The sequence below is a fragment of the Micromonospora sp. RV43 genome, assembly GCF_001029515.1.
Taxonomy (GTDB): domain Bacteria; phylum Actinomycetota; class Actinomycetes; order Mycobacteriales; family Micromonosporaceae; genus Micromonospora; species Micromonospora aurantiaca.
Genome location: NZ_LEKG01000169.1, coordinates 1 through 23,213 on the forward strand (window position 1 = coordinate 1; position 23,213 = coordinate 23,213).

Genomic DNA, 23,213 nt, shown 5'->3' on the forward strand with positions numbered 1-23,213 from the left:
AACCATACGCCGCCTGGTCGGGGTGCTGCGCGACACCGCCGACGCGCCGCCGGCCTCGGCCGGTACCGAGCAGATCGCGGAACTGGTCGAGCGGTTCCGCCGGCAGGGCCCGCCGGTGCGGCTGCGGCTGCCGGGGGAGACGGCCTGGCCGCCGGAGGTCACCAGCACCGTGCACCGGATCGTCCGGGAGTCGCTGACGAACGTGGCCCGCCACGCCCCGCACGCCGGCCAGGTCACCGTGGACGTGTCGCAGGAGCCGGACGCGGTGGTGGTCGAGGTGACCGACGACGCGTCCGGCGTTTCCGCCGTTTCCGCCGAGCAGCGGGGCGGATACGGCCTGATCGGCCTGCGCGAGCGGGTCGAGGCCCTCGGCGGCACGCTGCGCGCCGGTCCCCGCTCCGGCGCCGGGTGGTCGGTGCGGGCGGTAGTGCCGAACGGGAGGGCGTGATGACGATCCGGGTGCTGCTCGTCGACGACCAGGCGATGGTCCGCGGCGGGCTGCGGCTGATCCTGGAGGACCAGCCCGACATCAGGGTGGTCGCCGAGGCGGCCGACGGCGTCGACGCGGTGGCCCAGGCCCGCCGGCTGCGCCCGGACGTCTGCCTGGTGGACATCCGGATGCCGCGGCTCGACGGGCTCCAGGTGACGCGGGCGCTCGCCGGGCCGGAGGTGGCCGACCCGCTGCGGGTCGTCGTGGTCACCACGTTCGACCTGGACGAGTACGTCTACGGCGCGCTGCGCGGGGGAGCGGCCGGGTTCCTGCTCAAGGACGCCGGACCGGCGCTGCTGGTGGAGGCGGTCCGGGCGGCGTACCAGGGTGACGCGCTCGTGTCCCCGTCGGTGACGGTCCGGCTCCTGCGGCACCTGACCCCGCCCGCGCCGCCCCGCGACGAGCGCCGCCCGGCGCTGTCCGAGCGGGAGATCGAGGTGGTACGGGAGATCGCCCGGGGCCGGACGAACCTGGAGATCGGCGCGGAGCTGTTCATCTCGCTGAGCACCGTGAAGAGCCACGTGTCGGCGGTGCAGACGAAGCTCGGCCTGCGGAACCGTACCGAGATCGCGGTCTGGGCCTGGGAGCACCGCGTGGTCGACTGAAACGTTGGCGGACGCGCTACCGTACGTTGTACGTTAGCGGCCGTCGTCAACGGAGGGGGCACAGTCGTGGAACACGCGATCCTGGCGGAGGGCCTGCGCAAGCGGTACGGGGACACGGCCGCGCTGGACGGATTCGACCTGCGGGTGCGACCGGGCACCGTGTGCGGGCTGCTCGGCCCGAACGGGGCGGGCAAGACCACAGCCGTCCGCATCCTGGCCACGCTGCTGCGCTTCGACGCCGGGCGGGCCGAGGTCGCCGGCTTCGACGTGGCGGGACAGGCCGACCGGGTGCGCCACCGCATCGGTCTGGTCGGGCAGCACCCCGCTGTGGACGAGGCACTGAGCGGGCGGGAGAACCTGGTGATCTTCGGCCGCCTGTTCCACCTGGACCGGGCCGGGGCGAGGCGGCGCGCCGACGAACTGCTCGACCGGTTCGGGCTCGCCGACGCGGGCGGGCGGCCGGTACGCACGTACTCCGGTGGCATGCGCCGCCGGCTCGACCTGGCCGCCGGGATGATCCTCGCGCCGTCGGTGCTGTTCCTCGACGAGCCGACCACGGCGCTGGACCCGCGCGGGCGCAACGAGGTGTGGGAGGCGGTACGCGACCTGGTACGCGGCGGCACCACGGTGCTGCTGACCACGCAGTACCTGGACGAGGCCGACCAGCTCGCCGACCGCGTCTGCGTGCTCGACGCCGGCCGGGTGATCGCCGAGGGCACACCTGACGCGCTCAAGTCCCGCCTCGGCGGCGACCGGATCGAACTGGTCGTCCGCGACGCCGCCGACCTGGCCACAGCCGCCGGGCGGTTGCGCGCCGTCGCCCTTGCCGAACCGGCAGTCGATCCGGACCGCCGGGCGGTCAGCGCCCAGGTCGGCGACCGGGCCGGCGCGCTGACCGAGGTGCTGCGCGCGCTGGACGCCGACGGCGTGGACGTGGCCGACGTGGCGTTGCGGCGGCCCACACTGGACGAGGTGTTCCTCCAGCTCACCGGCGCGCCGTCCGCCGCTCGGACCGGTGTGGAGGTGACCGCGTGACAGCGATCGTGACCCCGGCCCGGCACGCGTCGCTGGCCGGTGACGGCCTGACGCTGACCGGGCGTGCGCTGGCGCACTGGCGGCGCGAACCCGGCCCGCTGGTCGGCTCGCTGGGCTTCGACATCCTGATGGTGCTGATGTTCGCGTACCTGTTCGGCGGCGCGCTCCAGGTGCCCGGCGGCGGCAGCTACCGCGAGTTCCTGATGCCCGGCATGTTCGCCATGACGATGGTCTTCGGCATCAGCATGACCACCATGGCGGTCTCGGCGGACCTGGAGCGCGGCGTCACCGACCGGCTGCGGTCCATGCCGGTGTCCCGGTTGGCCCCGCTGCTCGGCCGCGCCGTGGCCGACTTGATGTTCGCGGTGGTGACGCTCGCCGTCATGCTGCTCGTCGGCCTGGCCGTCGGGTGGCGGGCGCGCGGCGACCTCGGTGACACGCTCGCCGCGTTCGGGCTGATCCTGCTGCTGCGGTTCGCGCTGGTCTGGGTGGGCGTCTTCCTCGGCCTGACCGTGAAGGGGCAGAGCGCGGTCACGGCCGTGCAGACGCTGGAGTTCCCGCTGGGCTTCCTGTCCAGCGCGTTCGTGGCGCCGTCCACGATGCCCGCGTGGCTGGGCGCGGTCGCCGAGTGGAACCCGCTGTCCGCGACCGTCGGGGCCACCCGGGAGTTGTTCGGCAACCCCGGGTGGGGCGGCGACTCGTGGGTGGCAGCGCACCACCCGCTGCTGGCGGTGCTCTGGCCGCTGGCGCTGGTCGCGGTGTTCCTGCCGCTGTCGCTGCGCCGCTACCGGGCGCTGAGCCGCTGAACCGGACCCGGGGGCGGCCGTGCACCGCCCCCGGGACGCGGTCACGGCCCGGTGAGGACGACCAGCTCGCCGGTCGCCCGGGTCATCGCGACGTACCGGTCCACCGCGCCGGAGATCCCGTCGCCGAACGACTCCGGGTCGACCAGCACCACCAGGTCGAACTCCAGTCCCTTCGCCAGCTCCGGGGTCAGCGACCGGACCCGCTCCGAGGCCGGGAACGCCGGATCGCCGATGACGCACGCGACGCCCTCGGGATGGTCGGCGAGCCAGCCGTCCACCACCGCGCCCAGCTCCGCGCGGGCGCCGTGACGCACCGGGGCGCCGTCGCGGATGGACGTGGGTACGTTGGCATCAGGGAGCACGGTCCGGATCACCGGTTCGGCCGCCGCCATCACCTGCGCCGGAGTGCGGTAGTTGACGGTGAGCGTGGCCACCTCGACCCGGTCGAACCCGGCCCGCGCCAGCCGCTCCGGCCACGACTCGGTGAACCCGTGCCGCGCCTGCGCCCGGTCACCGACCACTGTGAAGCTACGCGACGGACAGCGCGCCAGCAGCATCTGCCACTGCGCGTCGGTCAGCTCCTGCGCCTCGTCCACCACGACGTGCGCGAACGGCCCCGCCAGCAGGTCCGGATCCGCCGCGCTCAACGCGCTGGAGTCGACCAGGCTGGTCCGCATGTCCTCGCCGTACAGCATGGTCATCAGACCCTCGCCGTCGTCGTAGGCGTGCGACGCGATCAGCGCGTCGACCACCGTGTCCATCTCGGCGCGCTGCGCGGCCAGCACCGCCTCGTCGCGGCGCCGCCGCAGCGACGCCTCCGGGTCGCCGACGCGGCGCCGGGCCGCGTCCAGCCACGGCAGGTCGGCGACAGTCCAGGCCCGGGGGTCGGGCCGCCGCAGCGTACGGATCTCCTCGACGCTCAGCCAGGGTGCGCACCGGCGCAGGTAGGCCGGCACCGACCACAGGTCGGCGACCACGTCGAGCGGGTCGAGCAGCGGCCACGCCCGGCCGAACGCGGTGACCAGCTCCCGGTCGCGCGCCAGCGCCCGGCGCACCGCCTCCTCCGGCTCGTCGCCGCGGTACTTCTCCACCAGGATCGTGAGCAGTTCCTCCCACACGTCGTCGCGGGCCTCGTTGTGCGGGACGCCCGGTCCGGCCGCCTCGAACGCCGTCGTCCAGTCGTCGGCGGTCAGCCGCAGCTCGCCGTCCCCGACGCCGACTGTCATCCCGGTCGCGGGCGGCTCCTCGTAGAACCGGACCGCGGCGTCGACCGCCCGCACCGGGTCCGCGGACGCCTTCAGCCGGGCCACCTCCGGGTCGGTCTCCGGCGCCGCCGCCGCGCCCTCGGGCACCAGGTCGGCGAGCGTGCAGATCTGCACGTCCTCCTCGCCCAGGCTGGGCAGCACGTCGGAGACGTAGTTCAGGTACGGCTGGTGCGGCCCGACCACCAGCACCCCGCCCCGGCGCTCGCCCAGCCGCGGGTCGGCGTGCAGCAGGTACGCGGTGCGGTGCAGCGCCACCACCGTCTTGCCGGTGCCGGGGCCGCCGTCGACCACCAGCGCGCCCCGGGAACCGGCCCGGATGATCGCGTCCTGGTCGGCCTGGATGGTGCCGAGCACGTCGCGCATCCGCGCCGACCGGGTCGCGCCCAGGCTGGCGATGAACGCCGACTGGTCGTCGAGCGCGGCGTGCCCGGCCAGGCCGTCGGCGGTGAACACCTCGTCCCAGTAGTCGGTGATCCGCCCTCGGCTCCACCGGTACCGGCGGCGGCTGACCAGGCCCATGGGGTCGGCGTGGGTGGCGCCGAAGAACGGCTCGGCGGCGGGGGAGCGCCAGTCCAGCAGCAGCCGGCCGCCCGCGCCGTCGGTCAGGCCGAGCCGGCCCACGTACACCGGTTCGCCGCCGTCCGCGCCGACCATCCGGCCCAGGCACAGGTCCAGGCCGTAACGGCGCAGCGTACGCAGGCGCGCGCTCAGCCGCCGGACCTCCTGGTCCCGGTCGACCGCCTGCCGACCCCGGCCGCCCGCGGCCCGGCGCGTCGCGTCGAGCCGGTCGGTCAACTCGGCGATCGAACGGTGCAGGCTGTCCGCGATGGCGGCGAAGTGCCGCTCGTCGGCGGCGATCAGGTCCGGGCCGGCCTTCGCCGACAGACGCTCGGGAAGATCGAAAACGCTCGTGGCAGGCAGATTCAACTCGTCTCCGATCACGGGCACGGCCGAGCCTCCGCTCTTCGCGGCTTTTCGGATGCCTCGGCAATGGGTTACGGCCGGCAATTGTGCGCCCTCACCCGGGTCTTGCGGCAAGACCGGGGGTGCGCTATATGTTGGTAGTGGCGGGGGNTATATGTTGGTAGTGGCGGGAGAACCCGCCATTCTTTTTGCGCGAACAATTCTCGGGCTCCCCTTTTCCGGCGTCCCGCCGACCGCCGGTGACCGGCGTGGCCGGTAGGATGACGGCACCATGTCGAAGGAGCGCCGGCGCAAGGCCGATCCCGCCCGCAGCCTGGCCCTTCTCTGGCGCACCCAGGAGCCGGCCAGCCGCGGCGCCGGTCCCGCCCTGAGCGTCGACCGGATCGTGCGCACCGCGATCGAGATCGCCGACGCCGACGGCATCGACGCGCTCACCATGCGCCGGGTCAGCGAGGCGCTCGGCGTGGGCACCATGTCCGTCTACACGTACGTGCCGGGTAAGGCGGAACTGCTCGACGTCATGGTGGACGCCGTCCTCGGTGACCTGCCGCGCCCGTCCGACGTGCCGGGTGGCTGGCGGGGGCGGCTGGAACGCGTCGCGCGGGACAACCTCGCCCTCTACCGGGCCCACCCGTGGCTGCTGCGCGCCGAGACCACCCGGCCGGTGCTCGGCCCGAACGTGCTCGCCAAGTACGACTACGAACTGCACGCCGTCGCGGACATCGGGCTGGACGACGTGGAGATGGACGCGGTGCTCACGCTCGTGCTGGGGCACGCCAAGAACGCGGCCCGGGTCGCGCTGGACGTGGCCGAGCTGGAACGTGAGACCGGGATGACCGACGACCAGTGGTGGCAGACGCACGGGCCCTGGCTGGAGAAGTTCATGACCGCCGGCAGTTTCCCGCTCGCCGCGCGGGTCGGCACCGCGGCCGGCATGGCGCACGGCGCGGCGTACGGGCCGGACCACGCCTTCGAGTTCGGTCTTCAGCGTGTGCTCGACGGCATCTCGGTGGTGGTGGCCGACCGTGCCGCTGGTGGGCCGGAGCCCGGGAAGACCTTGTAATCCTACTGGTTGGGTAGGAAACTCTCCCTGGGGTCGACGATCCCCCGTCGTACACCTTGGAGGAACACCGTGACCGAGCCTGCCGACACCCCGGTCGACGCCGACGCCGACGCGCTGCGGACGCTGCTGCGGCACCAGGCCAGCACCGTCACAGTGGTCACCGCCGCCGGTCCGCCCGCGGCCGGGTTCACCGCCACCTCGTTCACCGCGGTGTCGCTGCGGCCGCCGATCGTCTCGTTCTGCCTGGACCGGGGCTCGTCGAGCTGGCCGGCGGTGTCCCGGGCCCGGCACGTCGGCGTGCACCTGCTCGGGCACGGCCAGCACGAGATGGCCCGGACGTTCGCCACCAGCGGGATCGACCGGTTCGCCGAGCCGACCCGCTGGCGGCCCGGCCCGGAAGGGGTGCCGGTCCTCGACGACACGCTGGCCTGGCTGCTCTGCCGGGTGGTGGACCGGGTTGTCGTCGGGGACCACGCCGTCGTGCTGGCCGAACCGGAGCTGCTGCGGCACGCCGACGTCGGCTCGCCGTTGCTCTACCACAGGGGGCGGTACGCCGGCCTGGCCGACACGACCGACCCCGGTGGCCGCCGCTCCGCCGCCTGACCGGCCGCCGCTATCGTGGCCGCGATCACCTGCGTCGTGCACTACACGTTCGACAGCCTGGCGGCGTACGAGCAGTACCGGGCCCGGTTCGGAGTGGATCCCGAGTTCGTCGCCGCCGACCGGATCCGCGACGAGTCGGGCTGCGTCCTGCGGTACGAGCGCACGTTCATGCGCCCGCTCCTGCCCACCGACTGACACCCCGACCGGCCCGGCTACCGAGGTGGGCCCGGGGGCTCCGCCGCGGCGGCGTAGCGGCGGGCCAGGCGGGCGAACGCCTCGCGCAGCTCCGGCGGCCCGACCACCTCGATGTCGGCGTCGTAGCGGCCGAGCACGGCGGCCAGCCCGGGCCACGACCAGGCGCCGAGCACCAGCCGACAGCGGTCCGGGCCCAGTTCCTCGACGATCCCGTCGCGGGTCCACCCGGACACCACGCGGGCGGGCAGGTCGAGGATCACCTCGCCCCGGCAGGGCCAGTCACCCGGCCCGGTGGCGCCCTTGAACCGGCCGGCGACGTACGCGGCCACGTCCCCGCCGGGCAGCTCGCGGGGCGTGAACCGGGGGCCGGTGGGCGTACGCGGGCTGATCCGGTCGACCCGGAACGTGCGCCAGTCGTCGCGGTCGAGGTCCCAGGCGACGAGGTACCAGCGCCCACCCCAGGTGACCAGGTGGTGCGGCTGCACCCGGCGCGGCGGCCGGTCCGGATCCGGTGGCGCGGTGGACACCGCCTCGTAGTCGAAGCGCAGCTCCTCGCGGGCGTGCACGGCGGCGCTCAACGTCATCAGCAGCGCCGGTTCCACCCGGTGCCGGGAGGGCGTATCGGCGCGTTGCGCGTCCACCACCCGCAGCGCGTCCACCCGGTGCCGCAGCCGCGCGGGCATCACCTGCCGCACAGTGGTCAGCGCCCGCGCGGCCGCCTCCTCGATGCCGGTCACGCCGCCGGCGGCGGTCTGCAGCGCCACGGTGAGCGCGACCGCCTGCTCGTCGTCGAAGAGCAGCGGCGGCAGCGCGGAACCGGCACCCAGCCGGTAGCCGCCGTCCGGCCCCTTGGCGCTCTCGATCGGATAGCCCAGCTCGCGCAGCCGGTCGACGTCGCGGCGCACGGTACGCGGGCTGACCCGAAGCCGTTCGGCGAGCAGCGAGCCCGGCCAGTCCCGTCGCGCCTGCAACAGGGACAGCAGCGAGAGCAGTCGGGCGGAAGTCTTCGGCACGACACGCATTCTGCCGCGAGAAGAGGACACTTCCTGACCGCTACGCCTGCGAGGGTGGACCCGTACCCGATCAGGACCGGAAGGAACCGATGACGATGACCGGCACCACCACGACCCCCACCACCCTCGACGCCGAGCGGGCCGACCTGCTGGCCGAGCTCGCCGACGCCCGGAACATGCTGATCAACACGGTGCGCGGCCTCACCGACGAGCAGGCCGGGCAGAAGCCGACAGTCAGCGCGCTCTGCCTGGGCGGGTTGATCAAGCACGTCGCGTCCACCGAGGAGGCGTGGCTGCGGTTCGTGGTCGAGGGCCCCTCGGTGATGTCCTTCGCCATGCCCGAGGGCGTCACCTGGGAGGACTTCATGTCCGGCCGGGCCCGCGAGCTGCCGCAGTGGGCGATCGACCGGGGGCGGGACTTCCAGATGCTGCCCGAGGACACGCTGCCGGCGATCCTGGACCGGTACGCCCGCATCGCCGCGCGTACCGAGGAGATCGTCGCCGGCGTCGAGGACCTGTCGGCGACCTGGCCGGTGCCCGACGCGCCGTGGAACGAGCCCGGTTCGGTCCGCAGCGTCCGGCGGGTGCTGATCCACGTCATCGCCGAGACCACGCAGCACGCCGGGCACGCGGACATCCTGCGCGAGAGCATCGACGGCCAGACCACCACCTGAGCCGGCCGGAGAACGAAGCCGTGACGGTGCTCGACCGGCGCACGCTCAACCGGGCGACGCTCGCCCGGCAACTGCTGCTCGACCGCGCCGCCCTGCCGGTGGCCGGCGCGGTCGAGCACCTGTGCGGGTTGCAGGCCCAGGAGCCCCAGGAGCCGTATGTCGGGCTCTGGTCGCGGCTGCGGGCCTTCGACCCGGCGGTGCTGTCGGACCTGCTGGTGCGCCGCCGGCTGGTGCGTACCCACCTGATGCGCCGGACCGTGCATCTGCTCGCGGCGGACGACGTGCTGGCCTGGCGGTCCCGGCACGACGCGATGCTGCGGCAGCGGGTGCTGGGTGTCTACCGCGGCGAGTTCGACGGGGTCGACCTCGACGAACTCGCCGCGGCGGCCCGGGACGTCCTGGCCGACGGCGAGCCGCGCACCACCGCCGAGATCGTGGGGGCGCTCGCCGCGCGCTGGCCGGCGACCGACCGCCGGGCGCTCGGCGAGATCGTGCTCGCGCTGGTGCCGGCCGTGCAGGCGCCGCCGCGCGGCCTGTGGCGGACCACGGCCGGCGTCCGTACCGTCGCCCTGGCCCGGTGGCTGGGCCGCGACGCCGACGTGTCCGGCTCCGACGGCGACGACCCGGCCGGGCGGGCGCTGGTGCGGCGCTACCTGGCCGCGTTCGGGCCGGCCGCGTCGGCGGACCTGCGCGCCTGGTGCGGCCTCGCCGGGCTGCCCGCGGCGGTCGCCGCGGTCCGCGACGAGCTGGTGGCCTTCCGGGACGCGCGCGGCCGCACGCTGCTCGACCTGCCGGGCGCGCCCCGGCCCGACCCGGACACCCCCGCGCCGGTACGGTTCCTGCCCGCCTTCGACAACGCTGTGCTCGGCTACCACGACCGCAGCCGGATCATCGACGACGCCCACCGCAACCTCTCCGTGGCCGGGGCCCGGTTCGTGCTCGTCGACGGCCGGGTCGCCGCCACCTGGACGGTCGACGCGGGCGTCGTGGTGGTCACGCCGCTGCGCGCGTTCACCCGCGCCGAGCGCACGGCCGCCGCCGAGGAGGGCGCCGCGCTGGCGTCGTTCCTGTCCGAGGGCGACAACCAGGGGGTACGCGTCGCCGCGAGCTGACCGTGGGCTGCCGGTCAGTCGCGTACGGCGCGGCCCATCCGGGTGACCGCCTCGGTGAGCACGGCGGGGGAGGTGGCGAAGTTGAGCCGCACGAACCCGGCGCCGCCGGAGCCGAAGACGTGCCCGGAGCTGAGCGCCACCCGGGCCCGGTCGAGGAACATCCGCGCCGGACCGGCCAGGTCGCTCGCCACACCCGGTCCGTCGCCCGCCTCGGTGGGTACGCCGAGGCGCCGGCAGTCCAGCCAGGCCAGGTACGTGCCCTCCGGCGGCCGCCACGACACGGTCGGAAGGTGCTCGGCCAGCAGTGATCCGAGCAGCGCCCGGTTCGCGTCGAGGCCGTCGAGCAGCCGGTCCAGCCATGGACCGCCGGCGCGGAACGCGGCGGTGTGCGCGAGCACGCCGAGGTGACTGGGTCCGTGGCTGACCTCCTCCGGCATCCGGGCCAGGTCGTCCGCCGCGTCCGGCCCGGCGACAGCCAGCGCCGCCTTGAGCCCGGCCAGGTTCCACGCCTTCGACGCCGACACCAGCGCGAACGCGTTCTCCGCGCCCGGCACCGTCAGGTACGGGGTGAACCGCGCGCCGGGCAGCGCCAGCGGCGAGTGGATCTCGTCGGCCACCACCCGTACGTCGTGCCGGGCGGCCAGCTCGGCGACGGTGGCCAGCTCGTCGGGCCGGTGCACCACACCGGTCGGGTTGTGCGGGTTGCAGAGCAGGAACGCCGGCCGCTCGCCGATCGCGCGGGCCCGGCGGAACGCCTCCTCCAGCGCGGCCGGGTCGAGCCGCAGGTCCGCGCCGAGCGGCGCCTCGAGGACCTGGCGGCCGGCGTTGGCGACGAACGCGTAGAACGGCGGGTAGACCGGGGGAGTGACCACCACCGCGTCGCCCGGGCCGGTGACCAGGCGCAGTACCTCGACCGTACCCATCATCACGTCCGGCACCAGCGTGGTCCGGCCGACCGGGAAGTCGGCCCAGCCCCACCGCTGCGCGGCGAACCCGCCGACCGCCTCGGCGTACCCGGTGCCGAACGCGTAACCGGTGTCGCCCAGCTCGACCGCCCGGCGCAGCGCCTCGGCCACCGGCGGCGCCAGCGGCACGTCCTGCTCGGCCACCCACAGCGGCAGCACGTCCGGCGGGTGCAGCCGCCACTTCACACTGGTGCGCTGCCGGAGCTGGTCGAGCGTGAGCTGGGTGAGCGGATTGCCCTCGTCGGCGGAAACGACCATGCGGCCCACACTAGGTACCTCCTACCATCGCCCGATGACCCACCCGGCGTACCCGCTGCGCACGCCCCGGCTGCTGCTGCGCCCGGTCACGCTCGGCGACCTCGACGACGTGCACGCCTGGCAGCGCCGCCCGGACGTGGTCCGCTGGATGGCCGGCGCCGCGCCGCGTACCCGGGCGGAGTCCCTGTCGTCGGTGACCGCGATGGCCGGCGAGGACGCGCTGCGCGCGGAGGGCGACTGCCTGACGCTCGCCGTGGTGCGCGAAGCGCGGGTGATCGGCGCGGTCGAGCTGGTGTGGCGCAGTGCGGCGGACCGCACCGCCGAGCTGGGGTACGTGTTCCACCCCGGCCACGGCGGCCGGGGGCTGGCCACGGAGGCGGCCGGCGCGCTGCTGGACTGGGGTTTCGGCGGGTTCGGTCTGCACCGGGTGGTGGCCCGCTGCCACGCGGACAACGAGCCGTCGGCCCGCCTGATGGCCCGGCTCGGCATGCGGCGGGAGGCGCGGCACGTGCGCAGCTACCGGTTCCGGGACGGCTGGGCCGACCAGCTCGTCTACGCGATCCTGGCGGACGAGTGGCGGTCCCGGCCGGTCAGGTCGGGCTGACCGCGCTCAGTCCACCCGCCCCGGCGAGCAGCACGGTGTCGAACGGCGGGCGGTCATGTCGCCTCGCATTCGTCGCCGGCCCGGATCTCGCCGGTGCTCAGCGGGACCAGGCGGATGCCGAACCACGTCTTGCCGTCGTAGCGCCGGTGCCGGGCCAGCGTGCGGATCGGCTCCTTCCCGGTCGCGAGCGTCTCCGGGTCGATGAGCGTCACCGAGCAGCGGTCGCAGCGTTCGGACACCCGGAAGTCGACGGCACCGATGCGTACCCGGCTCCAGCCGTCCTCGGCGAACGGTTCGAACGGCCCGTCCAGCACCACAGTCGGGCGGAACCGGGCCATCGCCGGCGGCTCCGGCGTGGGCTCGCCGCGTTCCAGCGCGCCCTCGACGATCCAGTCCCGCAGCCGCCGCAGCGACGGCAGTGTGGCCACCAGCAGCGGTCCGGCGTCGGACAGGTTCAGCGGATCGCCGGGCCCGCCGCCGTGCTCGGCCGACATCGGCCGGCGGCGCGGATCGTCCAGCCAGGCCAGCCGTACGGGCCGGCCCAGCCGCGCGGAGAGCCAGTCGTGGGCCTCGTCGGCGGCGAGCCGGACCGTGTCCAGCCGGGACACGTCCGTGGCGACCGGCGGTCCGTCCACCGGCTCGGCGACCGTCAGCGACGACCCGTCGCGGGCGGTGAGCGTGATCGACCCGGAGCCGGGCGCGGCGGTCAGGCCGAGCAGCGCCGGCAGGGCGGTCGAGCCCAGTTTGCGGCCGTCGGGGCGCAGCACCAGCCAGCGGCGGTCGTGACGCAACCCCCACGGCTGGACATCGGCCCGGTCGACGTCGACGCCGCCGAGGGACTTGACCGGATACAGGTGTACCGAGGCGAGTCGCATCACCACGCACTCAGCCGATCTTGGGAGTGGCGCGGTCGATGATCGCGGCGAGGTCCAGTCCGCCCGGCAGCGTCCCGTACGCCTGCCCGTGGTCGCCGTCGAGCCGGGACGCGCAGAACGCGTCGGCGACCGCCGGGTGGCCGTGGCGCACCAGCAGCGAGCCCTGGAGCACCAGCGCCAGCCGCTCGACCACCCGCCGGGCGCGCAGCTCCAGGTCGGTGTGGTCGGCCAGTTCGTCGCGCACCCGGCGCACCGCGGCGTCCAGCCGGGCGTCCGCGCCGGCCGCGGCGGCCACCTCCGCCTCGTACGCGGCGAGCACCTGCGGTTCCCGGGTGAGCGCGCGCAGCACGTCGAGCGCGGCGACGTTGCCGGAGCCCTCCCAGATCGAGTTCAGCGGCGACTCGCGGAACAGCCGCGGCATGCCGGACTCCTCCACGTAGCCGTTGCCGCCCAGGCACTCCAGCGCCTCGGCGGCGTGCCCCGGCCAGCGCTTGCACACCCAGTACTTGCCGACGGCAAGGGCGAGGCGCTTGAACGCCGTCTCGCCTTCGTCGCCGCGCGCGGACCGGTCGGTCGCGCCGGCCAGCCGGACCATCAGGACGGTGGCCGCCTCGGACTCCACCGCCAGGTCGGCCAGCACGTTGCGCATCAGCGGCTGGTCGGCCAGGTAGTCGCCGAACGCCCGCCGGTGGGTGGCGTGGTGCACGGCTGTGGTCACGCCGTGGCGCATCCCGGCCGCCGCGCCGATCACGCAGTCGAGCCGGGTCAGGTTGACCATGTCGATGATGGTGCGCACGCCCCGGCCCTCGTCGCCGACGCGCCACGCCACCGCGTGCTCGTACTCGACCTCGGCGGAGGCGTTGGAGCGGTTGCCGAGCTTGTCCTTGAGCCGCATCAGCCGCATCGGGTTGCGGGTGCCGTCGGGCAGCACCCGGGGGACCAGGAAGCAGGTGAGGCCGCCGGGCGCCTGGGCGAGGGTGAGGAACAGGTCGCACATGGGCGCCGAGGTGAACCACTTGTGCCCGACGAGCCGGTAGCTGCCGTCCGGCTCGGGCCGGGCCGTGGTGGTGTTGGCACGGACGTCCGAGCCGCCCTGCTTCTCGGTCATCGACATGCCGGCGAGCAGGCCGCGCTTGGTCTGCGGCGAGCGCAGCCCGAAGTCGTACTCGCGGGTGGTGAGCAGCGGCTCGTAGCGGGCGGCCAGGTCCGGGCTGTGCCGCAGCGCGGGCACCGCCGCGTAGGTCATCGAGATCGGGCAGCCGTGCCCGGCGTCGGGCCGCCACAGGTAGAAGCCGGCCGCGCGGGCCACGTGCGCGCCCGGCCGGTCGTCGGCCCACGGCGCGGCATGCAGGCCGTGACCGACTGCGGTACGCATCAGCTCGTGCCAGGACGGGTGGAACTCCACCTCGTCGATGCGGTGGCCGTACCGGTCGTGGGTGCGCAGCACCGGCGGGTGCTCGTTGGCGAGCCGACCGTGCTCGGCTGCCTCCTCGCCACCGGCGAGCCGGCCCAGCTCGTGCAGCCCGGGCAGCGCCCAGCCGGCGCCCTCGCGGGCCACGCCGTCGCGCAGCGCCGGGTCGTCGGCGGTGTCGTGGCCGACCATCGGCGGGACCTGGTTGACGACCTCGTGTGTGGTCACGGCGGCAACTCCCAGCGCTGGTGGCGGATCGGGTCGGGGCCCGGATTGAACCACCGTTCACTCCGCACCGGCAAGCGGCGGCCGACCAGTCACTTTGGCGGTATTCGTTGACATCATCCCGCTCGGGGAGAAGACTCGCCGAAACTTTCTTTTGTCCGGGAAGTGGCTAGGGGGGCCTGTGTCCAGGAAAAAGCTCGGTGTGCTCGGTGCCGCACTCACACTGACAGTCGGCGTCCTGTCCGGATGCACCGGCGGCGAGGCGGTCGACGTCGGTGGCGGGGGGAACGCCGGCGGCGCCGGTGGTGTCCTCAACGCCGCGATCGGCGGCGAGCCGGACCAGCTCGACCCGCACAAGACCTCGGCGTACTACAGCTTCCAGGTGCTGGAGAACGTCTACGACACGCTCGTCGAGCCGGACGCCGACCTCAAGATGGTGCCGTCGCTGGCGACGAAGTGGACCACCAGCGACGACCAGCTCACCTGGACGTTCACGCTGCGCGAGGGCGTCACGTTCTCCGACGGGTCGCCGCTGACCTCCGAGGACGTCGTCTACTCGTACGAGCGGATCATCAAGGAGAAGCTGAACAACGCGTACAAGTTCGCCACCGTCAAGTCGGTCACCGGGCCCGACCCGGCCACAGTGGTGGTGACGCTCAGCGCGCCCACGCCGAACCTGCTCGCCAACCTGGGCGGCTTCAAGGGCGTGGCGATCGTGGAGAAGTCCAACGTCGAGTCCGGCGCGGTGAAGACCGCACCGGTCGGCAGCGGCCCGTTCAAGGTGGCCGGCTACACCTCCGGCGACAGCGTCAAGCTGGTCCGCAACGACTCGTACTGGGGCGATAAGCCGAAGCTGGACGGCGTCACGTTCACCTTCGTCAAGGACCCCACGGTGGCGCTGCAGAACCTGCGCAGCGGCCAGGTCCAGTGGACCGACAACCTGCCGCCCCAGCAGGTGAAGTCGTTGCAGGACGGCGACGACCCGGTGGTGAAGTCGGCGGCCTCCACCGATTACTGGTACGTGGCGCTCAACGAGGCCCGCAAACCGTTCGACAACCCCGAGGTGCGGCGCGCCATCGGCTACGCGCTGGACCGCGAGGCGATCACCAAGGCGGCCAAGTTCGGGCTCGCCACCGTCAACCAGACCGCGATCCCGAAGGCCAGCGCGTTCTACTACGACTACGCGCCCTACAGCCACGACCCGGGCAAGGCGAAGCAGATGCTCGGCCAGGCCGGGGTGAGCAACCTGACCATGGACCTGATGGTCACCAGCGAGTACCCGGAGACGGTCACCGCCGCGCAGGTCATCGCCGCGCAGCTCAAGGACGTCGGCATCACCGTCAAGATCCGTACGCTGGACTTCGCCCAGTGGCTCGACGAGCAGGCGAAGGGCAACTTCGACGGGTTCATGCTCGGCTGGCTCGGCAACATCGACCCGGACGAGTTCTACTACGCCCAGCACCACAGCGGCGGCACCTTCAACTTCCACAAGTACAAGAACCCGGCGGTGGACAAGCTGCTCGACGACGCCCGTACCCAGACCGACCAGGGCGCCCGCAAGCAGGCGTACGAGCAGGCGGCGAAGCAGATCGTCGACGACGCCAGCTACCTCTACCTCTACAACCCGGACGTGGTGCAGGGCTGGTCGAAGAAGGTCTCCGGCTACGACGTGCGCACCGACCGGGCGATCCGGTTCCGGTCGGTCGCCCTGGCCAAGTGATGGCCCGCTTCGTCCTGCGGCGGGTACTCCAGTCGGCGGTCGTGCTGGTCGGCGTCACGCTCGTGGTGTTCCTGCTGCTGCAACTGGTGCCGGGCGACCCGGTCCGGGTGGCGCTCGGCACCCGGTTCGACCCGCAGACGTACGAGGCGCTGCGCGAACGCGCCGGCCTCGACCAGCCGCTACCGGTGCAGTACGCCAGCTACCTCGGGCACGCGCTCACCGGCGACCTGGGGGTCAGCTTCCGCACCGGCCAGCCGGTGAGCCAGATCGTGCTGGAACGGCTGCCCGCCACGCTGTCGCTCGCCGTCACCGCCGTGGTGTTCGCGCTGCTCGTCGCGTTCCCGCTGGGCATCGTCGCGGCGGTACGCAGCGGCTCCGCGGTCGACCACGCCGCCCGCGTGTTCAGCCAGTTCGGCGTCTCCGTGCCGGACTTCTGGATGGGCATCATGGGCATCCTGCTGTTCGCCGGGGTGCTCGGCTGGCTGCCCCCGTCCGGTTACGTGGCGCTGACCGACGACCCCGGCAGGTGGGCCACCCACGTGGCGCTGCCGGCGGTCACCGTCGGCCTGGTCACCGCGTCGATCCTCACCCGGTTCATCCGCTCCTCCGTGCTGGAGGTGCTCTCCGCCGACTACGTGCGGACCGCCGAGGCGAAAGGGCTGCGCAACCGGGTGGTGATCGTGCGGCACGTGCTGCGCAACGCGCTCATCCCGGTGGTCACTGTGGTCGCGGTGCAGCTCGCCAGCCTGCTCGGCGGCGTCATCGTGATCGAGGTGCTGTTCGCCTGGCCCGGCATCGGCCGGCTCACCTTCGACGCCGTGCAGGCCCGCGACTATCCCGTCCTGCAGGGCGCGGTGCTGCTGGTGGCGGCGTTGTTCCTGCTGGTCAACCTGCTGGTGGACATCCTCTACGCCCGCCTCGACCCGAGGATCACGGTCAAGTGATCGCCACGACCGAGAGCACCGGACGCCGCGTCCTGGACGCGCTGCGCCGCGACCCGCTCGCCGTCGGCGGCACGATCGTGCTCGTACTGCTGGTGGTGGTCGGTGTGGCCGGCCCGTGGCTCGCACCGGCCGGCGTCAACGACGTCGACGTGGACCAGATGCTGCGCCCGCCCAGCGGCGCGCACCCGTTCGGCACCGACGAGCTGGGCCGCGACGTGCTCAGCCGGGTGCTCGTCGCGGCCCGCGTGTCACTGCAGGTCGGCGCCGTCAGCGTCGGCATCGCGCTGGTCGCCGGCGTGACGCTCGGACTGTTCGCCGGCTACTACCGGGGCTGGCTGGACAGCGTGCTCATGCGCTGCATGGACGTGCTGTTCGCGTTCCCGGTGCTGCTGCTGGCGGTCGCCATCGTGGCGGTGCTCGGCCCCGGCCTGCTCACCGCCATGGTCGCCATCGGCGTGGTCTACACGCCCATCTTCGCCCGGATCACCCGCGCCGGCGTCCTGTCCGTACGCGAGCAGGTGTTCGTCCGGGCCGCCGTCTCCATCGGCGCGTCCGACCTGCGCATCATGCGCCGGCACGTGCTGCCGAACATCGCCGCGCCGCTGATCGTGCAGACGTCGCTGTCGCTGGCGTTCGCGATCCTCTCCGAGGCCGCGCTGTCCTTCCTCGGCCTCGGCATCCAGCCGCCCGCGCCGGCCTGGGGCCGGATGCTGTTCGACGGGCGCGGCTTCGTCACCGACGCGTGGTGGCTGGGCGTGTTCCCGGGCGCGGCGATCTTCCTCACCGTACTGGCGTTCAACCTGGTCGGCGACGCGCTGCGCGACGTGCTCGACCCGCGCCAGCTCACCCTGGGCGAGGCCCGCAGGAGCACCCCATGAGCGAGCGCACCGAGCCCATGCCGAGCCAGCGCCGGCACCCCACCATGACCGACTCGACGGTGCTGTCAGTGGACGACCTCACCGTCACCGTCGGCACCCGCCGCGGCCCGGTCCGTGCCGTCGCCGGGGTGTCCTGGCAGGTGCGGCAGGGGGAGACGTTCGCGCTGGTCGGCGAGTCCGGCAGCGGCAAGAGCATGACCCTGCTCGCCGCCACCGGCCTCGCCCCGCGCGCCGCCACAGTCACCGGCCGGGTCCGGCTGCTCGACACGGAACTGACCGCGCTGCCCGACGACCGCCGCCGCAAGGTACGCGGCCGGCACGTCGGGTTCGTCTTCCAGGACCCGATGACCTCGCTCAACCCGGTGCTGCCGGTGGGCCGCCAGGTCACCGAGGCGGCCGAGGAGCACCTGGGGCTGACCCGCCGCGCCGCCCGCGACCGGGCGGTGGAGCTGCTGGAACTGGTGGGCATCCCGTCGGCCGCGCGGCGCGTCGACGCGTACCCGCACCAGTTCTCCGGCGGCATGCGCCAGCGCGTCGCCATCGCCATGGCGCTCGCCTGCGAGCCGGACCTGCTGATCGCCGACGAGCCGACCACCGCGCTCGACGTCACCACGCAGGCGCAGATCATCGAACTGGTCGCCGACCTCCAGGCCCGGCTGGGCACCGCCGTCGTCTGGGTCACCCACGACCTGGGCGTGGTGGCAGGCATCGCCGACACCGTGGCGGTCATGTACGGCGGGCGGATCGTCGAGCAGGGCCCCGTCGACGCGGTGTTCGACACGCCCACCCATCCGTACACCCGGGCGCTGCTGGCGGCCCGGCCGGACCCGTCACGCCGCGGCGAGGACCTGGTCGCCATCCCCGGTTCGCCGCCGAGCCCGCTGGACCTGCCGCCCGGCTGCGCGTTCTGGCCGCGCTGCCCGGTACGCGCCGACCCCCGCTGCGAGCACGAGCTGCCCCCGCTGACGCCGGTCGGCGACGGGCACACGGTCCGCACCTTCTACCGTGGAGAGGCCGGATGAGCGCCGACACCCCGGACGTGGTCGCCGAGCTGGACGACCTGGAGGTGCACTTCCCGACCCCGGCCGGAACCGTCCGCGCCGTGGACGGCGTCAGCCTCGCCGTACGCCGGGGCGAGACGCTCGGGCTGGTGGGCGAGTCGGGCAGCGGCAAGTCCACGGCCGGCCTGGCGCTGCTGCGGCTGGTCGACCCGACCGCCGGACGGGTCCGGGTGGCCGGCGCGGACGTGACCCGCTGGTCGCGCCGCCGCCTGCGCGCGACCCGCCGCCACGTGGCGATGGTCTTCCAGGACCCGCAGGCGTCCCTCGACCCACGCCGGACGGTCGGCGACAGCATCGCCGAGCCGCTGATCGTGCACCGGCTCGCCACGTCCGCCGCCGCCCGCCGGGACCGGGTCGCGGAGCTGCTGGACCTGGTCGGTCTGCGCGCCGACACCGCCGGCCGGTATCCGCACGAGCTGTCCGGCGGCCAGCGCCAGCGCGTCGGCGTGGCCCGGGCGCTGGCCGGCGAGCCGGACCTGATCGTCCTGGACGAGCCGATCGCCTCGCTGGACCTGAGCGTGCAGGCGCAGATCATGAACCTGCTCCGGCACCTGCAACGCGACCTGGGGCTGACCTACCTGTTCATCGCGCACGACCTGGCCGCCGTCGAGCACATGAGCGACCGGATCGCGGTGATGTACCTGGGCCGCATCGTCGAGACCGGCCCACCCGAGCGGATCTACCGGCACCCGGCGCACCCCTACACGGCGGCGCTGCTCTCCGCGGTGCCGGTGGCCGACCCCCGCGTGGAGCGGGAGCGCCGCCGGATCGTGCTCACCGGCGACATCCCCAGCCCGGTGGACCCGCCGAGCGGTTGCCGCTTCCGTACCCGATGCCCCCAGGCCCGCCCCGCGTGCGCCGAGACCGATCCGGCGCTCGCCGAGGTCGGCACGGGCCACCACGCGGCGTGCCTGTTCCCGCTCGACGGCGACCGGGACGGCGGCGTGGGGGAGGCGGCGACGACGCACGCCGACGCCGCCGGCACGCCGTAGGCTCGCGCCCATGGCGTTCACCACCCGGCCGACGTTGCGCGGCACGTTCGGCATGGTCTCCTCCACGCACTGGCTGGCCAGCCAGTCCGCGATGGGCGTGCTGGAACGCGGCGGCAACGCCTTCGACGCCGCGGTGGCCGCCGGGTTCGTGCTGCACGTCGTGGAGCCGCACCTCAACGGCCCGGCCGGCGAGGTGCCCGCGGTCCTCGCCACCGCGACCGACCCCACGCCACGGGTGCTCTGCGGCCAGGGACCGGCCCCGGCCGCCGCCACCGTGGCGCACTTCCGCTCGCTCGGCCTGGACCTCGTGCCCGGCGCCGGCCCGCTCGCCGCCGTGGTGCCGGGTGCTGTCGACGCCTGGCTCCTGCTGCTGCGCGACCACGGCACCCGCACGCTCGCCGAGGTGCTGGAACCGGCGATCGGCTACGCCGCCGCCGGCCACCCGCTCGTCGGCGCCGCCGGGCAGACCGTCGCGCGGGTCCGGTCGCTGTTCACCGACCACTGGCCGACCTCCGCGCACCTCTGGCTCCGCGACGGCCGTCCACCCGCGCCGGGGGAGATGGTCACCAACCCGGCGTACGCGGACACGCTGCGCCGCCTCGTCGACGCCGGACGGGCCGCCGGCACGGACCGCCAGGCGCAGATCGAGGCGGCCCGGCGCGCCTGGCGGGAGGGTTTTGTCGCCGAGGCGATCGACGCGTTCAGCCGGCTGCCGTTCCGCGACTCCAGCGGCCGCGCCCACGCCGGGCTGGTCACCGGCGACGACCTGGCCCGCTGGACTGCCACCTGGGAGGAGCCGGTCACGCTCGACTGGCACGGGCACACGATCGCCAAGACCGGATTTTGGGGCCAGGGCCCGGTGCTGCTGCAGACCCTCTCGATCCTGGACGCGCTCGACGACCCGGCCGTCTACGATCCGTCCAGTCTGGACGGTGTCCACGCGCAGGCCGAGGCGCTGAAGCTCGCGTTCGCCGACCGGGAGGCGTGGTACGGCGACACCGACGTCCCGGGCTCCGCGCTGCTGTCGGCCGGCTACGCCCGTTCGCGGGCCGCGCTGGTCGGCGACCGTGCCGACACGACGCTGCGTCCCGGCAGCCCGGCGGGCGAGCCGCCCCGGCTCCCGTCCCACCTGCACACCGACGTGGGTCGCGGGGCCGTCCCGCAGGATCCGAGCACCGGCGAACCCACGGTACGGGCGGACGGCGTGACCCGCGGCGACACCTGCCACGTCGACGTGGTGGACCGGTGGGGCAACATCATCTCGGCCACGCCCAGCGGTGGCTGGCTGCAGAGTTCACCTGTCATCCCGGAGCTGGGCTTCCCGCTCGGCAGCCGGTTGCAGATGTGCTGGCTGGAGGAGGGGCTCGCCTCCACGCTGCGGCCGGGGCGGCGTCCGCGTACCACGCTCAGCCCGACGCTCGTGCTCCGCGCCGGCGAGCCGGTGATGGCCTGCGGGACGCCCGGCGGCGACCAGCAGGACCAGTGGCAGCTGCTGTTCCTGCTGCGGCACCTGGCCGGGGGGCAGGAGTTGCAGGAGGCGATCGACGCGCCGACGTGGCACACGACGAGCTTCCCCGCGTCGTTCTATCCACGCGAGGTCGAGCCGGGCGTGCTGGTGCTGGAGGACCGGATCGACGGCGACGTGCTGGCGGGCCTGCGCGCAAGGGGCCACACCGTCCGCCTGTCCGACCCGTGGAGCCTGGGCCGCATGTGCGCGGTGACGCGCGACCCGCGCACCGGGGTCCTCTCCGCAGCGGCGAACCCCCGAGGCGCCCAGGGCTACGCCACAGGCCGCTGACCCACCCTCCCCTGAGCGCGGCCGTGGGCGTACGGGCATGATGGGGCCGTGGCCGGGCCCTGTGTCGCAGTCCTGCTGCCCGATCCGTGGACCGCTTCGCATGTCGAACTGTTCCGGGTCTGGCTGGCGGAGGCGCTCACCAACCAGACCGGCGACTGGTGGCTGCTCCGAGAGCCGTCCCGCTTGGGCTGGCAGGCTGAGTCACCGGTTACCGGGCCGATGCTGGTCGAGCCGGATGACTGGGACGTGGAGGATCCGGACGAGGCAACATCTCTGGCGCGCGCCGCCGGGTTCCGGCCCGCGACAGAGGTCGTTCTGGCCTCGGCGACGAACGGCGTGGACGACCACCGGTTCCTGGCGCATCTCGCGGTAGCGATAGCGCACCGGTACGGCGGCCTGATCGATCTCACCGGTCCACTACCGGTCCCACCTCCGGCGAGAGTCCGCGTCCTCGATGCCGTCGAGGCCGGTACCGGGATCGAGGAGTGGTGGGCCGGATCCCGGGAGACCCTCAGGATGCTCGGCGGGGCATGGCACGAGATCCCCTACGTGGCCGCCGGTGGCACCGGCACATCTACCACGTCGTCGAGCCCGATCTCCTGACAGTTTGGTTGACGCATCCACAATTTCGCATGGTGAAGTAGCGCGACGAGTCTGGCGACGTCGAGCCGGCCCAGGGAGAGGGCAGGGTCAGGTGTCGATCCGGGTGATGTTGCGGATCTTGTTGGCGGCGTCGAGGGCGGCCACCTTGTACGCCTCCGCCAGCGTCGGGTAGTTGAAGACGGCGTCCAGCAGGTAGTCGACGGTGCCGCCGCAGCCCATCACGGCCTGCCCGATGTGGACGATCTCGGTGGCGCCGGTGCCGAACACGTGCACCCCGAGCAGCCGCCCGTCCTCGGGTGAGACCAGCAGTTTCAGCATGCCGTACGAGTCTCCGACGATCTGCCCCCGGGCCAGCTCCCGGTAGCGGGCGATGCCCACCTCGAACGGGACGGACGCATCCGTCAGCTCCTCCTCGGTCTTCCCGACGAAGCTGATCTCCGGAATGGTGTAGATGCCGATCGGTTGCAGGTCCGACATGCCGCGCGCCGGTTCGCCGCAGGCGTGCTGGGCGGCCAGCCGGCCCTGTTCCATCGAGGTGGACGCCAGCGCGGGGAAGCCGATCACGTCGCCGACGGCGTAGATGTTCTCGACGGTGGTGCGGTAGTCGGCGTCGACGGTGATCCGGCCCCGGTGGTCAGCGGTGAGCCCGGCCGCCTCCAGCGCGAGGTCGTCGGTCTGCCCCTGCCGCCCGGCCGAGTACATCACCGTGTCGGCAGCGATCTTCTTGCCGCTGCGCAGGACGCAGAGCGCGGCGCTGCGGTGCTTCTCCACGGCGGCCACCTCCTCGCCGAAGCGGAAGGTCACCGACAGGTCCCGCAGGTGGTACTTCAGGGATTCGACGATCTCCTCGTCGCAGAAGTCGAGCATCCGCGGGCGGCGCTCGACCACTGTCACCTTGGTGCCGAGCGCGGCGAACAGGGACGCGTACTCCATGCCGATCACCCCGGCGCCGACGACGACCATGCTGCGCGGGACGGCTTGGAGGTTGATGACGCCGTCGGAGTCGACGATCGTCCGGTCGTCGAAGTCGACGCTGTCCGGGCGGGCCGGGCGGTGCCGGCGGCGATGACCGCCTTGTCGAAGCTGACCCGGGT

Annotated in this window: 22 protein-coding genes and 1 pseudogene; 17 read left to right on the forward strand and 6 right to left on the reverse strand. The window is 73.7% G+C overall.

Annotated features, from left to right (window positions below; genetic code table 11):
- The 4 genes from ABD52_RS29970 to ABD52_RS29985 form a co-directional block, all read left to right on the forward strand.
- Nucleotides 1-448, forward strand: a 448-nt coding sequence (locus ABD52_RS29970) for a sensor histidine kinase (protein WP_047893972.1), incomplete at its 5' end; no start/stop codon positions are given.
- A complete protein-coding gene (locus ABD52_RS29975; RefSeq protein ID WP_047893973.1) occupies nucleotides 448-1,095 on the forward strand; it encodes a response regulator transcription factor in 648 nt (215 codons plus the stop codon). The genes ABD52_RS29970 and ABD52_RS29975, both read left to right, overlap by 1 nt.
- Nucleotides 1,096-1,161: 66 nt before the next feature.
- Nucleotides 1,162-2,130 carry an ATP-binding cassette domain-containing protein gene (locus ABD52_RS29980; protein ID WP_047893974.1) on the forward strand — a complete coding sequence of 323 codons (969 nt, stop codon included), beginning with the start codon at nucleotides 1,162-1,164 and terminating at the stop codon, nucleotides 2,128-2,130.
- A complete protein-coding gene (locus tag ABD52_RS29985; protein WP_047893975.1) occupies nucleotides 2,127-2,936 on the forward strand; it encodes an ABC transporter permease in 810 nt (269 codons plus the stop codon). The genes ABD52_RS29980 and ABD52_RS29985 overlap by 4 nt, the downstream gene beginning before the upstream one ends.
- Nucleotides 2,937-2,977: 41 nt before the next feature.
- On the opposite strand, the gene helR is transcribed toward ABD52_RS29985, so the two are convergent.
- On the reverse strand, nucleotides 2,978-5,149 hold the full coding sequence (gene helR, locus ABD52_RS29990) for an RNA polymerase recycling motor ATPase HelR (RefSeq protein ID WP_082171423.1): 2,172 nt from the start codon (nucleotides 5,147-5,149) through the stop codon (nucleotides 2,978-2,980).
- Nucleotides 5,150-5,396: 247 nt separating this feature from the next.
- On the opposite strand from helR, the gene ABD52_RS29995 reads away from it, so the two are divergent.
- The 3 genes from ABD52_RS29995 (at nucleotide 5,397) to ABD52_RS30005 (ending at nucleotide 6,986) form a co-directional block, all read left to right on the forward strand.
- Entirely contained in the window at nucleotides 5,397-6,188 is a 792-nt protein-coding gene (locus ABD52_RS29995; protein WP_013286232.1) for a TetR/AcrR family transcriptional regulator, read from the forward strand.
- 69 nt (nucleotides 6,189-6,257) lie between these two features.
- A complete protein-coding gene (locus tag ABD52_RS30000; protein WP_047893976.1) occupies nucleotides 6,258-6,791 on the forward strand; it encodes a flavin reductase family protein in 534 nt (177 codons plus the stop codon).
- Between the two features lie 15 nt (nucleotides 6,792-6,806).
- A complete protein-coding gene (locus ABD52_RS30005; RefSeq protein WP_235437600.1) occupies nucleotides 6,807-6,986 on the forward strand; it encodes an NIPSNAP family protein in 180 nt (59 codons plus the stop codon).
- Nucleotides 6,987-7,003: 17 nt separating this feature from the next.
- Here the strand turns inward: ABD52_RS30005 and ABD52_RS30010 are convergent, their stop codons facing one another.
- On the reverse strand, nucleotides 7,004-8,008 hold the full coding sequence (locus ABD52_RS30010; RefSeq protein ID WP_047893978.1) for a YafY family protein: 1,005 nt from the start codon (nucleotides 8,006-8,008) through the stop codon (nucleotides 7,004-7,006).
- An 86-nt stretch (nucleotides 8,009-8,094) separates the two neighbouring features.
- On the opposite strand from ABD52_RS30010, the gene ABD52_RS30015 reads away from it, so the two are divergent.
- Together ABD52_RS30015 and ABD52_RS30020 are read left to right on the forward strand one after the other, a co-directional pair.
- The gene (locus ABD52_RS30015; protein WP_047893988.1) at nucleotides 8,095-8,673 is read left to right on the forward strand and encodes a DinB family protein; all 579 of its coding nucleotides are present in this window, start codon (nucleotides 8,095-8,097) and stop codon (nucleotides 8,671-8,673) included.
- Between the two features lie 20 nt (nucleotides 8,674-8,693).
- Nucleotides 8,694-9,785: a winged helix DNA-binding domain-containing protein gene (locus tag ABD52_RS30020; RefSeq protein ID WP_047893979.1), complete on the forward strand. Its 1,092-nt coding sequence runs from the start codon at nucleotides 8,694-8,696 to the stop codon at nucleotides 9,783-9,785.
- A 14-nt stretch (nucleotides 9,786-9,799) separates the two neighbouring features.
- Here ABD52_RS30020 and ABD52_RS30025 read toward each other — a convergent pair whose 3' ends face one another.
- Complete coding sequence (locus tag ABD52_RS30025; protein WP_047893989.1) at nucleotides 9,800-11,008, reverse strand: MalY/PatB family protein; 1,209 nt, start codon at nucleotides 11,006-11,008, stop codon at nucleotides 9,800-9,802.
- Nucleotides 11,009-11,042: 34 nt separating this feature from the next.
- On the opposite strand from ABD52_RS30025, the gene ABD52_RS30030 reads away from it, so the two are divergent.
- A complete protein-coding gene (locus tag ABD52_RS30030; RefSeq protein WP_047893980.1) occupies nucleotides 11,043-11,612 on the forward strand; it encodes a GNAT family N-acetyltransferase in 570 nt (189 codons plus the stop codon).
- A 53-nt stretch (nucleotides 11,613-11,665) separates the two neighbouring features.
- Here the strand turns inward: ABD52_RS30030 and ABD52_RS30035 are convergent, their stop codons facing one another.
- Nucleotides 11,666-12,487, reverse strand: a complete 822-nt coding sequence (locus ABD52_RS30035; protein ID WP_047893990.1) for an MOSC domain-containing protein — start codon at nucleotides 12,485-12,487, stop codon at nucleotides 11,666-11,668.
- A 10-nt stretch (nucleotides 12,488-12,497) separates the two neighbouring features.
- Complete coding sequence (locus ABD52_RS30040; protein ID WP_047893981.1) at nucleotides 12,498-14,126, reverse strand: acyl-CoA dehydrogenase family protein; 1,629 nt, start codon at nucleotides 14,124-14,126, stop codon at nucleotides 12,498-12,500.
- Between the two features lie 178 nt (nucleotides 14,127-14,304).
- On the opposite strand from ABD52_RS30040, the gene ABD52_RS30045 reads away from it, so the two are divergent.
- The 7 genes and pseudogenes from ABD52_RS30045 (at nucleotide 14,305) to ABD52_RS30075 (ending at nucleotide 22,160) form a co-directional block, all read left to right on the forward strand.
- A complete protein-coding gene (locus ABD52_RS30045; protein WP_047893982.1) occupies nucleotides 14,305-15,843 on the forward strand; it encodes an ABC transporter substrate-binding protein in 1,539 nt (512 codons plus the stop codon).
- Nucleotides 15,843-16,787 (forward strand): ABC transporter permease, encoded by a 945-nt coding sequence (locus ABD52_RS30050; RefSeq protein WP_013476859.1) that lies wholly within the window; start codon nucleotides 15,843-15,845, stop codon nucleotides 16,785-16,787. The genes ABD52_RS30045 and ABD52_RS30050 overlap by 1 nt, the downstream gene beginning before the upstream one ends.
- On the forward strand, nucleotides 16,784-17,665 hold the full coding sequence (locus ABD52_RS30055) for an ABC transporter permease (RefSeq protein ID WP_047893983.1): 882 nt from the start codon (nucleotides 16,784-16,786) through the stop codon (nucleotides 17,663-17,665). Before ABD52_RS30050 ends, ABD52_RS30055 begins: the two co-directional genes overlap by 4 nt.
- A gap of 44 nt (nucleotides 17,666-17,709) precedes the next feature.
- Nucleotides 17,710-18,687: an ABC transporter ATP-binding protein gene (locus tag ABD52_RS30060; protein ID WP_041784646.1), complete on the forward strand. Its 978-nt coding sequence runs from the start codon at nucleotides 17,710-17,712 to the stop codon at nucleotides 18,685-18,687.
- The gene (locus ABD52_RS30065; protein WP_047893984.1) at nucleotides 18,684-19,718 is read left to right on the forward strand and encodes an ABC transporter ATP-binding protein; all 1,035 of its coding nucleotides are present in this window, start codon (nucleotides 18,684-18,686) and stop codon (nucleotides 19,716-19,718) included. Before ABD52_RS30060 ends, ABD52_RS30065 begins: the two co-directional genes overlap by 4 nt.
- Before the next feature lie 10 nt (nucleotides 19,719-19,728).
- Entirely contained in the window at nucleotides 19,729-21,516 is a 1,788-nt protein-coding gene (locus ABD52_RS30070; RefSeq protein ID WP_047893985.1) for a gamma-glutamyltransferase family protein, read from the forward strand.
- A gap of 48 nt (nucleotides 21,517-21,564) precedes the next feature.
- Nucleotides 21,565-22,160, forward strand: a pseudogene (locus tag ABD52_RS30075) (DUF6368 family protein).
- Nucleotides 22,161-22,206: 46 nt separating this feature from the next.
- Here ABD52_RS30075 and sthA read toward each other — a convergent pair.
- On the reverse strand, nucleotides 22,207-23,213 hold a 1,007-nt coding region (gene sthA, locus ABD52_RS30080), incomplete at its 5' end, for a Si-specific NAD(P)(+) transhydrogenase (RefSeq protein WP_047893986.1).